Source organism: Mesorhizobium sp. M0833, from assembly GCF_040319905.1.
Taxonomy (GTDB): domain Bacteria; phylum Pseudomonadota; class Alphaproteobacteria; order Rhizobiales; family Rhizobiaceae; genus Mesorhizobium.
The window spans coordinates 33,223-46,043 of the sequence record NZ_JAMYOQ010000020.1; the positions used below are offsets into that span (position 1 = coordinate 33,223).

Here is a 12,821-nt window from a genome sequence, read left to right on the forward strand (position 1 = left end):
CAAACTGAGCCAGTTGTGCAGCCGGCGCCGGACGACTACCTTGTTCCAAGGCATGATGCCGTTCGAAATCGCCGAGAAAAGCCTTCATGAAGGTCGTTGAACGTTACATCATGCGCCGTGCCTTCGCGGTATTCGCGCTGGCGCTCGTCTGGACGCTAGCGATCGTCTGGACGACTCAGGTCCTCGCCCGCATCGACCTCGTCACCGATAGCGGTCAATCGGCCCTCACCTTTTTCGAAGTCGCAGCGCTGATCATCCCGACGATCGTTCCGATCGTCGTGCCGTTCGCCCTGGTGGTCGCGGTCGCCCAGATCCTCAGCGTGATGAATTCGGATTCGGAGCTCGCCGTCATCAATGCCGCCGGCGCTTCACGCTGGACAATCGTCAGGCCGATCATGCTTCTGGCACTCGCAGCCAGCGTTTTTTCGTTCGCGGTCGACAATGGCGTCGACCCCTACGCGCGCCAGAAGAACCGCGAGTTGATAGCATCTTCGCGTGCCGATCTGTTGTCGTTGATCATCCAGGAAGGCACCTTCCGCAAGATCGATGACGGCCTGTTCCTGCAGGTTGGCGAACGGCTTCCCGACAATCGCCTCGGCGGCATCTTCGTCGCCGATTCGCGCGAAGAAGGCGTCAATCTCGTCTATTATGCCAAGTCCGGCAGCATCATCGAACGCGGCGACGAGAAGGTGCTGATGATGAATGACGGGGTGATCCATCGCAAAACCATGACCGGCGACCTCTCGGTGATCCGGTTCACCTCCTATGCCTTCGATTTGTCCGCTTTCATGTCGGCATCATCCGACATCCTGCTTTTGCCGAAGGACCGGACGACCCAGTATCTGCTCAATCCCAGTCCGAACGACAAGATGTACCAGCAAAAGCCGAACAGGTACCTGGCCGAGCTCGACCAGCGTTTTTCCGAGTGGTCCTATTCGCTCGTCTTCGCGCTGATCGCGCTCGCCGTCGCCGGAGATGCACGCTCGCATCGTGAGGCGCGTGTGCACCCGCTGATCACGGCAATCGCGATCGCGCTGTTCGTGCGCTGGCTCGGGTTCTTTGCCGCCGGCAAGGCCGACAAGGTGCCGCAATATGCCTATATGGTCTACGGCGTCCCGATCGTGGCATCGGCGATCGCCATCTGGTTCATTGTTTCCAACCGGACCATGGAACTGCCTGTTGCCTGGGCCGATTGGGTGACCAATCTTGCCGGCCGCTTCAGTGAGGGCTGGAGCGCCATCAAGCTCCGTTTTGCCGGGCGCGGCGCATCCGGACAGGGAGCCGGCTGATGGGCTGGACTCTGGGTCGATACTTCTTCTTTCGCTATGTGACGATCACCATCTGGTTCTTCATCGGCCTTCTGGCGCTGGTGTTCCTGATCGATTTCACCGAGCTTTCCGGCCGCACGACCGGTGTCCCGGGCTTCACTTACGGGACTGCCTTCGCCATTTCCGGACTCAGGATGCCGATGATCATGCTGCAGACGGTGCCGTTCGTCGGCCTGTTCTCGGCGATGGCAACCCTGGTGTCGCTGAACCGCAAATATGAATTGGTCATCGCCCGTTCCGCCGGGGTTTCGGCATGGCAGTTCCTGCTGCCATGCTGCATCGGGGCGCTGCTGTTTGGTGCCTTGTCGGTTGGCGTCATCAATCCGGTAGCCGCGCGCGCCTATTCCTGGTCCGAGGAGATCGAGACCCAGCTCCGTTCGGGCAAGTCGAACAGCATCTCGGCCGATGCTGCGCCCTGGATCAGGCAGAAAACCAACGCCGGCGACACCATCATCGGCGCGCGCGCCATTCTCAATCAAGGCCTGGAGATGGCCGACGCGGTCTTCTTCAGTTTCAGCCCGCAAGGCGACATCATCGAGCGCAAGGATGCGGCGCGCGCCTTTTTGCGGGACGGCTACTGGGAATTGCAGGACGTCAAGGTGTTCCGGGACGGCACCATCCAGTCGTTGCCCAGCGATCGGCTGCCGACCAATCTCAAGCCGGAATTCGTGCAAGAGCGGTTGGCGCGCCCCGAGACCATTCCCTTCTACGATCTGCCCGGCAAGATCGAAGTGGCCCGCTCCTTCGGCCTCAAGGCAAATGCCTTCGCCATGCAGTTCAATTCCCTGATTGCGCTGCCTTTCCTGCTTGTCGCGATGACGCTGATTGCGGCAACGGTATCAATGCGATTTGCGAGGATGGGGCAGTCGGCAACGATGATTCTGGGTGGCATCGTGGCCGGCTTTCTGCTTTATGTCGTTTCGGTGCTGGTCAAGGCATTCGGCGTAGCGGGATTCGTACCCACTGCCGTAGCGGCTTGGGTCCCGGTTGTCGTGGCTATGTTCTTCGGGGTGACATTCCTGCTATACAAGGAAGACGGCTAGTGAGGGAGGCGGTTTTGCGCAGCCATAGGCACGCCGGTTTGGCACGCCTCTCTGCGGCGAGCGCCTTGGCATGCCTGCTTGCCAGCGTCGCCCCGGCTGCTCCGGCTTTTGCCCAGGACGTCAGTGACCTGGCGACGAAGGTTCCGAGTGGCACGCAGATGCTGCTGGCAGCCGATACGCTGGTCTACGACAACGACAAGCAGACCGTGACGGCCGTCGGCGGCGTCCAGATCGACTATGGCGGCAACCGTCTCGTCGCCCAGCGGGTCGAATACAACCGCAACACCAAACGCCTCGTCGCCAGCGGCAATGTCGAACTCGTCAATAGCGACGGCACCAAGATCTATTCGCAGCATGCCGACATCACTGACGATTTCGCCGACGGCTTCGTCAACGCGTTGCGGGTCGAGACCATAGACAAGGCGTACTTCGCCGCCGAAAGCGCGGAGCGCATGGGCGGCGTGCTGACGACGTTCCACAATGGCGTCTACACCGCGTGCGAGCCGTGCGAGGACAAGCCCGACAAAGCGCCGACCTGGCGTATCAAGGCCAGGAAGATCATCTGGAACGGCGAAAAGAAGACGGTTCGCTTCGAAAACTCGAACTTCGAGTTCTTCGGCTTTCCGCTGGCCTATCTGCCGGCTTTCGAGATCGCCGACCCAACGGTCAAGCGCAAGAGCGGCTTCCTGATTCCCGGCGTCGCCTACAAGAGCGACCTCGGCGTGGGTATTAAAGTCCCCTATTATTTCGCGCTCTCGCCGACCTACGATCTCACTGTCACCGGCAGCGGCTATACCAAGCAAGGTTTCCTCGGTGAGGCCGAGTGGAGGCAGCGCTTCAACAATGGTCAGTACAGCCTGAAGATTGCAGGCATCCGGCAGGAGAATCCCGACGCCTTCATCGACGACAATGGCCACAACGTCAATTCGGGTACCGAAGGCGACCCGAACAGGTTCCGCGGCATGATGGGCACCCAGGGCCAGTTCGCTATCAACCCGCGCTGGGACTTCGGTTGGGATATCCTGCTGCAGAGCGACAAGAATTTCGCGCGCACTTACGACATCGATGGCTTCAACGACAGCGTGCACCGCTCCGAGGTGTATCTGACGGGACTCAACGATCGCAATTACTTCGATGTGCGCGCCATGCACTTCGACGTTCAGGAAGACACGCTCGCCAGCGATCCGACCGCACGCGCCGCCAAGCAGCCCTGGGTGCTGCCCTCGCTCGACTACGCCTATATCCCCGACATGCCGGTGGCCGGCGGGCAGCTGTCGTTCGACGTCAACGCGCGGGTCATAGACCGCGACAGGCTCGATACGGCTCTTGCAGATTCGGGCGTCCCTTCGTCCGTCAACAATGTCCGCGGCATCGACGGCCAATCAGGCCGCCTCACTGTCGAGGCCGAATGGAAGCGCACCATCACCACCGATGGCGGGCTGCTGCTGACGCCGCTCCTGGCGCTGCGCGGCGACGCCGGCTATGTCAACGCCTCCTCCGCCTCGCTCGATGCCATCAACCAGATGGCGACCAATCTCGGCGTTGAGGACGATATGCGTTCATCGCTTGCCCGCTATATGGCGACCGCCGGGCTTGAGATGCGCTGGCCGGTGCTGTTCTCGATGACCAGTTCCAGCCATGTCTTCGAACCGATGGCGCAAGTATTCATGCGTCCGAACGAGCAATATGTCGGCGGGCTGGCGGTTCCCAACGAGGACGCCCAGAGCTTCGTCTTCGACGCCACGACGCTGTTTGAGCGCGACAAATTCTCGGGCTATGACCGCATGGAAGGTGGCACACGCGCCAATGTCGGGCTCCGCTATACCGGCGCATACGACAATGGCTGGGGCACCAATGCGGTGTTCGGCCAATCCTACCAGCTCGGCGGCCAGAACTCGTTCGGCACGCCGGATCTGGTCAACGTCGGTGCCTATTCGGGTCTTGAAACTGCAACCTCCGACTATGTCGGCCTTGTCGGCTTCAACAGCCCCAGCGGATTTTCCGGCTCGGTCAGCGGCCGTTTCGACGAGCAAAGCTTCGAGATCCGCCGCGCTGAGGTAAAGGCCGCCTTTTCAGGCCTGCCGGTCTCGTTGAGCGCCAAATACGCCTTCATCCAGGCGCAGCCGCTCTATGGCTTCTCCACGGATCGCCATGAGGTCACGCTCGGCGCCTCGACGCATCTTGCCGAGAACTGGCGCGTCTTTGGCACCGGCACGTATGATCTGGAGCAGAGCGTTCTGGTCAAGGACGGCGTCGGCTTTGCCTATAGTGATTCGTGCTTTACCTATTTGATGACGTTTTCGGAAAGACGTGACCTTAACACCAGGGAAGTGTCGCAGAACGTCGGCTTCAACCTGTCGTTCCGCACGCTCGGCGATTTCGGCTCGTCGCAACGCTCCATCGACACCATCCAATAACGGCAGTCGGCAACGGGGTGGCTGGCGGACGACATTGTTTCGCCGCATAGAGCAGGCACGGATTTCGGCGACCTGAACTGGGATGGGTTGGGTCGAATCGGGATGGAATTGGGATGCTTTCGATGAGGAAATACCTCTTTTCGGCAGGGTTCGCGCTGCTGGTGGCGTTCTCGACCGCCGCAGTGACGCCGCCGGCTTTCGCCACCGAGATCAAATACGTCGTCAACAACGTACCGATCACCACAGGCGACATCCAGCATCGGGCCGCTTTCCTGCGCCTGCAGCGCAGAAAGGGCGATGCCGGCCAGGAAATGATAGATCAGACGCTGCGCTCGGCCGAGGCCCGGCGCCTAGGCATCCGCATCAGCGATGCGCAGGTCGATGCCGCCTATCAGCGTTTCGCCACGAACAACAAGATGCAGCTCAAGCAGCTTGACGGTGTGATGGCGCAATCAGGCGTCACCAAGGAGCACTTCAAGGAATTCATCCGAGCGCAGATGGCCTGGAACCAGGCGCTGTCCGCGCGCTACCGCTCCGCCGACGGGGGCGGCGCCATAAGCGAGCAGGACGTCGTCAAGCGCATGCTCGAAAAAGGCGGCAGCAAGCCGAGCGCCACCGAATACATGCTGCAGCAGGTCATCTTCGTCGTGCCGGCAGCCGAGCGCAGCGCGACGCTGGCCAAGCGCAAGCGCGAAGCCGACGCCATGCGCGCCCGCTTCAACGGCTGCAACACCACGCGCGAATTTGCCAAGGGCCTGATCGACGTCACCGTTCGCGACCTCGGCCGGGTGCTGGCGCCGCAACTGCCGCCGGACTGGGCCGAGCAGATCAAGGCCACCAAGGTCGGCGGCGCCACCGCGACGCGCGAGACCGACCGCGGCGTCGAATTCGTCGGCATCTGCTCGTCGCGCGAAGTGTCGGACGACAAAGTCGCGCAGATGGTGTTCCAGAGCGAGGGCTCGAGCGACAAGAACGCCGACGAGCTCTCAAAGAAATACGTCGAGGAGTTGCGGAAGAAAGCCCGCATCATCGAGCGCTGAAGTCGGCATCGCCGTGCCTGACACAGAGCTTCCGCTGGCGTTGAGCGTCGGCGATCCGTCCGGTGTGGGGCCGGACATCGCCATCGCCGCTTGGCAGGCCCGCGACAGCGCCGGCGTTCCGTTTTTTTATCTCCTTGCCGATCCGGCGCTGATTGCCGCGCGGGCGCACGGGCTCGGCACCGATATCGCGATTGCCGAGACGACGCCGGCGCTAGCGCCTAGTGTGTTTTCGCGCGCGCTGCCGGTGGTGGCGCTTTCCGCCCGTTTCGTCGACAGTCCCGGCCGCCCGGATCCAGCCAACGCCGCCGGGATCATCGAGGCGATCGACCGCGCCGTTGCCGACTGCCTGGCCGGCCGCGCTGCCGCGGTCGTCACCTGCCCGATTGCCAAGAAGCCGCTCTACGATGCCGGCTTTCGCTTTCCCGGCCACACCGAATATCTGGCGCATCTGGCATCACTTCACACCGGCACCGAAGTGACGCCGGTGATGCTGCTTGCCGGTCCGGACCTGCGCACCGTGCCGGTCACCATTCACATCGCACTGGCCGAGGTGCCGAAGGCGCTGACGACCGACCTGATCGTCGCCACCGGCCGCATTACCGCCGCCGACCTTGCAAACCGCTTCGGAATTGCCAAGCCGCGGCTCGCCATCGCCGGCCTCAACCCTCATGCCGGCGAAGGCGGCGCGATAGGCACCGAAGACGAGCGGATCGTGCGCCCGGCGATCGACAGGCTGAGGCAGGAAGGAATAGAAGCCTTCGGGCCATTGCCGGCCGACACCCTGTTTCACGCTCGCGCCCGCGCCGGCTATGACGTGGTGCTCTGCATGTATCATGACCAGGCGCTGATCCCCGCCAAGGCGCTGGCGTTTGACGAGGCAGTCAACGTCACGCTCGGCCTGCCCTTCATCCGCACCTCGCCCGACCACGGCACCGCCTTCGACATCGCTGGCAAGGGCATTGCCCGTGCCGACAGCCTGATTGCGGCGCTGAAACTCGCTCGCCTGCTTGCCGATACCGGGAAAAGGCCGTAGGCCACTGAGCCCAATAGCCAATTCGACGACCTTAACCCGACGAGCCCAGCCCGATGAGCCCAGCCCGATGAGCCCAACCCGATGAGCATAGACGGCCTGCCGGCACTGCGCGAGGTGATCGAGCGCTATGGGCTGCAGGCAAAAAAGGCACTCGGCCAGAATTTTCTGCTCGACCTTAACCTGACAAGCAAGATTGCGCGGACCGCCGGCGACCTGAGCGACGTTACGGTTATCGAGGTCGGTCCCGGTCCGGGCGGGCTGACTCGGGCCCTGCTCCTCAACGGCGCCCGCCGGGTCGTCGCGATCGAGCGCGACGAGCGCTGCCTGGCGGCCTTGGCCGAGATCGCGAACCACTACCCGGGTCGGCTCGAGGTCGTAGCCGGCGATGCGCTGAAAACTGATTTTGCAGCGCTTGCCAAAGGAGCGCCGGGAAGCGGGGGGTCGGTGAAAATCGTTGCCAACCTGCCTTACAATATCGGCACCGAATTGCTGATCCGCTGGCTGACCGTGACCGAGTGGCCGCCTTTCTACGCGTCGATGACGCTGATGTTCCAGCGCGAGGTCGCCGAACGCATTGCAGCCAGCCCCGGCAGCGAGGCCTATGGCCGGCTCGGCGTGCTTGCAGGCTGGCGGACGGAGGCGAGGATTGTCTTCGACGTGCCGCCCCAGGCGTTCACACCGCCACCCAAGGTGACGTCCTCGGTGGTGCATCTGGTGCCGCGCGCCAGCCCCTTGCCGGCAGAGGTCAAACGGCTTAGCCGCGTCACCGAAGCGGCGTTCGGCCAGCGCCGGAAAATGCTGCGGCAGAGCGTGAAAAGCCTCGGCGGCGAGGCACTGCTCACCCGCGCCGGCATCGATCCGACCAGGCGTGCGGAGACGCTCAGCGTCGAGGAATTCGTTCGCCTGACCAACGCGGTGTGATGCCGGGAAGCCTCCGCGTTGAATTTCCGCTCTCATGGCATAGATAGCCGGACAAACCCTGCCCGGAGACAAACAGTGGCCGCCTATATCATTTCCGACGTCACGATCCGTGACACAGAGACTATCGAAGCCTATCGCGCCCGCGCGGCTGCCTCCATCGCCCAGCATGGCGGGCGCTATCTGGTACGCGGCGGCGAGGTGGAAAGGTTGGAAGGCGACTGGTCTCCCGGGCCGCTGATCATCGTGGAATTCCCCGACATGGACACGGCGCGGCGTTGGTACCGCTCCGCCGAATATGCCGCGGCATTGGAACTGCGCGACGCCGCGCTCAGCCGCAATCTGATCCTGGTCGCGGGGACAGCGCCTTGATCAATCCGTCTTCTCATCGAGCAGCCCCGAGACGAAATCGAACAGGCCCGGCCGGCGATCGCGTCTGAGCCGTTCGGCCGTGACGATGCCGCGCACCTCGGCGAAAGCGCGGTCGAGATCGTCGTTGACGATGACGAAATCATACTCCTTCCAGTGCTCGATCTCGTTGCGGGCGTTCTTGAGCCGCGTCTCGATCACCGCTTCCTGGTCCTCGGCGCGACGCTTCAGCCGCGCCTTCAATTCCTTCATCGATGGCGGCAGGATGAAGATCGAGACGATGTCGGCGCGCATCTTCTCCTTGAGCTGCTGAGCGCCTTGCCAGTCGATGTCGAACAGCATGTCGCGGCCTTCGGCCAGCGCCTGTTCGGCCGGCTCGCGCGGGGTCGCGTAGCAATTGCCGTGCACCTCCGCCCATTCGAGCAGCGCATCGGAATCGCGTAGCCGCTCGAACTCGCGCATGGTGCGGAAGTGGTAATGGACGCCCTCGATCTCGCTGCCGCGGCGTGCCCGCGTGGTGACCGAGACCGACAATTCGAGGCTGGAATCGCTCTCCAGCAGATTGCGCGCAATCGTCGACTTGCCGGCGCCTGACGGCGACGACAAGACCAGCATCAGCCCGCGGCGCCGAATGCGGGAACCCAAATCCCTAGCGGTCATGGGGCTTGGCAGTCATGTGGCTTGGCATCGGGATCATTCCAGATTCTGGACCTGTTCGCGAAATTGGTCGACGACCGCCTTCAGCTCCAGCCCGATGGCGGTGACCGCGGCAGCATTCGACTTGGAACACAGCGTATTCGATTCGCGGTTGAATTCCTGTGCCAGAAAATCGAGCTTGCGGCCGATGGCGCCACCGCCGGCGAGCAGCGCCCGGCCCGACGCCACGTGCGTCTTCAGCCGGTCGATTTCCTCGCGTATGTCGGCCTTGGTGGCCAGAAACGCCGCTTCCATATGCAGCCGGCTGGCGTCCAGGTTGGCGGACGCGTCCATCAACAGGCGGATCTGCTCGGCGAGCCTTTCGCGGATCGTGGCCGGCTCGCGTGATGGATCGGCCTCGGCCCGCAGCGTCAGCGCCTCGATGGCATCGATATGGCCGGACAGCAGGGAACGAAGTGCGGCACCTTCGCCCTGGCGCGCCTGCTGCAGCCCGTTCAGTGCTGCTTCCAGCGCCGACAGTATTGCGGTATCGAGCGCACTGCGCGCCTCTTCGGTTTCGATGGTTTCGGGAACGTCGAGGACGCCGCGCAGCGCAAGCAGGCCGTCGGCCGCCGCAGGGGCTACTCCGAACTGCTCCTGCAGCCGCTTGGCCAAGCCCGCCAGATCCTTCAGGAAAGCCTCGTTGACCACGGGTTGCGCTTGCGCGCCGGCGGCGCGGCCAATGGTCAGCGTCATCTGGAAATTGCCGCGCGCAAAACGCTTTTGCACCGTCTGCCGGACGGCCGGCTCCAGCCGGTCGAAACCTTGCGGCAGCCGCAGCCTGACCTCGACGCTTTTGCCGTTGACGGACTTGGCTTCCCAGGCAATCGAAGTGCCGTCGTGTTCGGCGACACTGCGCGCAAAACCGGTCATGCTCTGCAAGTTCATGTAGCCGTGCGTCCCTTTGCCGAATGCCCTCAAGCCGGAGCGATTTTCTCCGGGCAGGATCATGTGAATTTCAATGCCATAGCAGCCCTTGCACATCCACCCGGACATGCACAGGGCCAACCTGATGGCGTCCGGCCCTACTGGGCGGCGGTGGCGCCCGCATCGTCAACGATGGCTCCCGCCGGCGTGTCGGCTCCGGTATTGGTTGCCCCGGCCTTGGCGGCGTCCAGCGCCTGCTTTTTCAGCAGCGCCCGGTAGCGAGCGACATTCTCGTTATGCTCATCGAGCGTCGAGGCAAAGACGTGGCCGCCGCTGCCGTCGGCGACGAAGTAGAGATCGCTGGTCTTCGACGGATTGGCGACGGCCTCCAGCGCCGCACGGCCGGGATTGGCGATCGGCGTCGGCGGCAAACCGTTGATCAGATAGGTGTTGTAGGGCGTCGGCTTCTGGATGTCCGACTGATAGATCGGGCGATCGATGGGTTTGCCCTTGCCGCCGAAGAGGCCGTAGATGATGGTCGGGTCCGACTGCAGCCGCATACCCTTGGCCAGCCGATTGAGGAAGACGGCGGCTACGCGCGAGCGTTCATCGCCCTTGCCGGTCTCCTTCTCGACGATCGAGGCCAGGGTGACAAAATCCTCAACATTGGCGATCGGCAGATCCGGCGCTCGGCGCTGCCAGACCTCGTCGACCAGCTTCTTCTGGTCGGCCAGAAGCTTGTCGACCATCTGCTGGCGTGTTGCGCCGCGGGTGAAGCGCAGCGTGTCGGTGGCGAGGCTACCCTCAGGTGGAGTGGTCGACGGCATATCGCCGGTCAGCGCGTCCTGCTCGGCGATCCGTTGCAGCGCCTGCTCGACCGTCAGCCCCTCGGGGATAGTCAGCGAATACATCACCGACTTGCCGCTCTTCAGGAGTTCCATGATGTCGTGCATCGACGCCTGCGGCTTGATCTCGTATTCGCCGGCCTTCAGGGCGGAATCATTGCCGAAGGCGCGCACGCCAAGGCGGAAAATGCGGGCGTCGCTGATCAGTCCTCGCCGCTCAAGCTGGTCGGCGATCTCCTGGACGCCGCTATTCGGCTTGACCAGGAAAGTGTCCCCATTGGCCGACGGGCCGGGCTCGTTGAACTCCTGCTTGCCGAAATACAGCGCAACGCCTGCCGCCAGAACCATCAGCATCACCGAAGAGATGACGAAGTTCATGAACACGACGAACTGGCTGCGCGAGGCACGCGAGCGCTTCGGCGGCGGCGTGCCGGCCTCGGGCCGCAAGGCCTCGCTGGCCGTCTTCGGCACGATCGGGCCGGACGTTGCTGGCCGTTGCCCGAATTCCCCGTTATCGGCCGGATTTGTGTTCATAGCGCCCTACCATCTGATCTTGCGACGAATCCCCTCGGGCAGAGTAGGGGCGAATATGGCAAAATTGACGGCAGACGGAAACCGGCAGAGCGGTCAGCCATTGTAGCGCTGGAAGACGAGCGAGGCGTTGGTGCCACCGAAGCCGAAGGAGTTGGACAGCGCCACGTCGATCTGCCGGGCTCGCGGCTTGTGCGGCACCAGGTCGATCGCCGTTTCGCGCTCCGGATTGTCGAGATTGATGGTCGGCGGCGCGATGTTGTCGCGAATGGCGAGGATCGAAAAGATCGCCTCGGCAGCACCAGCCGCGCCCAGCAGGTGGCCAATCGACGATTTGGTCGACGACATCGATATCTTAGAGGCGGCGTTGCCGACCAGCCGTTCGACGGCGCCGAGTTCGATCGTGTCGGCCATGGTCGATGTGCCGTGCGCGTTGATGTAGTCGACATCTGCGGGCGTCAGCTTCGCCCGGTTTAGCGCCGCTGTCATGCAACGGAAAGCGCCGTCGCCATCCTCGGCAGGCGCGGTGATGTGATAGGCGTCGCCGGTCAGACCGTAGCCGGTGACCTCGGCATAGATCTTGGCGCCGCGGGCCTTGGCGTGTTCGAGTTCCTCGAGCACGACAACACCGGCGCCCTCGCCCATGACGAAGCCGTCGCGATCGCGATCATAGGGGCGCGAGGCCGTTTGCGGCGCGTCGTTGCGCTCGGTGGAGAGCGCGCGGCAAGCGGCGAACCCGGCGACCGAGAGTCTCGTCACCGGCGCTTCGGCGCCGCCTGCGACCATAACGTCTGCATCGCCCCAGATGATCAGGCGGGCGGCGTCGCCGATGGCGTGGGCACCGGTCGAGCAAGCGGTGACAACGGCGTGGTTTGGGCCTTTCAGCCCATGCCGGATCGAGACCTGGCCGGAGACGAGGTTGATGATCTGGCCGGGGATGAAGAACGGGCTGATGCGGCGCGGGCCGCGTTCCTTGAGGATCATCGCATTCTCGGCGATGCCTTCGATGCCGCCGATGCCAGAACCGATCAGCACGCCGGTGGCGCACTGATCCTCGTGCGTCTTCGGCTGCCAGCCGGAATCCTTGAGTGCCTCGTCGGCGGCCGCGATTCCGTACAGGATAAAATCGCCGATCTTACGCAGTTCCTTCGGCTCGAGAACGGCTTCAGGATTGAAAGTGGCGTTGGAGCCGTCACCGCGCGGAATGACGTGGGCGACCTTGCAGGCAAGGTCTTCCACCTCGAATTCGGTGATGCGCTTGGCTGCGCTGCGGCCTGTCAGAAGCTCCTTCCAGCTGTGCTCGAAGCCCATGCCGAACGGCGAAAGCAGCCCAAGGCCCGTGACGACGACACGCCTCATCGCAGGTCCTCCTCGGTGATGACTGCAAATAGCGTCAGGCCGAGGCCTTGTCGATGTATTTCACCGCATCGCCAACAGTCAGGATGGTCTCGGCGGCGTCGTCCGGGATCTCGACACCGAACTCTTCTTCGAACGCCATGACAAGTTCGACCGTGTCGAGGCTGTCCGCGCCCAGATCATCGATGAAGCTCGCCTGCTCCGTCACCTTGTCGGCATCGACGCCAAGGTGCTCGATGACGATCTTCTTGACGCGCTCTGCGGTGTCACTCATTTGGGCATCCTCGTCTTTTGGTTGTCTGTCTTCGTTAGCGGGCAGAATGCCGCTAATCAAGCTGAAAGATGGTCCTGCCGGAAACGCAGCGGAACAGGACCGGT

Annotated in this window: 12 protein-coding genes; 7 read left to right on the plus strand and 5 right to left on the minus strand. The window is 63.1% G+C overall.

The window, feature by feature from the left end; all coding sequences use genetic code 11:
• The first annotated feature begins 86 nt into the window (after positions 1-86).
• The 7 genes from lptF (at position 87) to NKH98_RS21820 (ending at position 8,151) form a co-directional block, all read left to right on the plus strand.
• Positions 87-1,289, plus strand: coding sequence for an LPS export ABC transporter permease LptF (gene lptF / locus NKH98_RS21790; protein WP_254820306.1), 1,203 nt, complete (start codon positions 87-89; stop codon positions 1,287-1,289).
• Positions 1,286-2,371 (plus strand): LPS export ABC transporter permease LptG, encoded by a 1,086-nt coding sequence (gene lptG / locus NKH98_RS21795; RefSeq protein WP_352901673.1) that lies wholly within the window; start codon positions 1,286-1,288, stop codon positions 2,369-2,371. The genes lptF and lptG overlap by 4 nt, the downstream gene beginning before the upstream one ends.
• Complete coding sequence (locus NKH98_RS21800; protein ID WP_352901565.1) at positions 2,371-4,788, plus strand: LPS-assembly protein LptD; 2,418 nt, start codon at positions 2,371-2,373, stop codon at positions 4,786-4,788. The genes lptG and NKH98_RS21800 overlap by 1 nt, the downstream gene beginning before the upstream one ends.
• Before the next feature lie 113 nt (positions 4,789-4,901).
• On the plus strand, positions 4,902-5,828 hold the full coding sequence (locus NKH98_RS21805) for a peptidylprolyl isomerase (RefSeq protein ID WP_352705349.1): 927 nt from the start codon (positions 4,902-4,904) through the stop codon (positions 5,826-5,828).
• 13 nt (positions 5,829-5,841) lie between these two features.
• Complete coding sequence (gene pdxA, locus NKH98_RS21810) at positions 5,842-6,861, plus strand: 4-hydroxythreonine-4-phosphate dehydrogenase PdxA (protein ID WP_352689588.1); 1,020 nt, start codon at positions 5,842-5,844, stop codon at positions 6,859-6,861.
• A gap of 81 nt (positions 6,862-6,942) precedes the next feature.
• Positions 6,943-7,782, plus strand: a complete 840-nt coding sequence (rsmA, locus tag NKH98_RS21815) for a 16S rRNA (adenine(1518)-N(6)/adenine(1519)-N(6))-dimethyltransferase RsmA (protein WP_352901569.1) — start codon at positions 6,943-6,945, stop codon at positions 7,780-7,782.
• Between the two features lie 75 nt (positions 7,783-7,857).
• Positions 7,858-8,151: a DUF1330 domain-containing protein gene (locus tag NKH98_RS21820; RefSeq protein WP_352901572.1), complete on the plus strand. Its 294-nt coding sequence runs from the start codon at positions 7,858-7,860 to the stop codon at positions 8,149-8,151.
• On the opposite strand, the gene gmk is transcribed toward NKH98_RS21820, so the two are convergent.
• The 5 genes from gmk to NKH98_RS21845 form a co-directional block, all read right to left on the minus strand.
• A complete protein-coding gene (gene gmk, locus NKH98_RS21825) occupies positions 8,152-8,808 on the minus strand; it encodes a guanylate kinase (protein WP_352901575.1) in 657 nt (218 codons plus the stop codon).
• A gap of 33 nt (positions 8,809-8,841) precedes the next feature.
• Positions 8,842-9,732: a YicC/YloC family endoribonuclease gene (locus NKH98_RS21830; protein ID WP_352901676.1), complete on the minus strand. Its 891-nt coding sequence runs from the start codon at positions 9,730-9,732 to the stop codon at positions 8,842-8,844.
• A 137-nt stretch (positions 9,733-9,869) separates the two neighbouring features.
• The gene (gene mltG, locus NKH98_RS21835) at positions 9,870-11,090 is read right to left on the minus strand and encodes an endolytic transglycosylase MltG (RefSeq protein WP_352901578.1); all 1,221 of its coding nucleotides are present in this window, start codon (positions 11,088-11,090) and stop codon (positions 9,870-9,872) included.
• A 93-nt stretch (positions 11,091-11,183) separates the two neighbouring features.
• Positions 11,184-12,446 carry a beta-ketoacyl-ACP synthase II gene (gene fabF, locus NKH98_RS21840; protein WP_352805992.1) on the minus strand — a complete coding sequence of 421 codons (1,263 nt, stop codon included), beginning with the start codon at positions 12,444-12,446 and terminating at the stop codon, positions 11,184-11,186.
• A 34-nt stretch (positions 12,447-12,480) separates the two neighbouring features.
• A complete protein-coding gene (locus NKH98_RS21845; RefSeq protein WP_006203723.1) occupies positions 12,481-12,717 on the minus strand; it encodes an acyl carrier protein in 237 nt (78 codons plus the stop codon).
• Positions 12,718-12,821 lie beyond the last annotated feature (104 nt).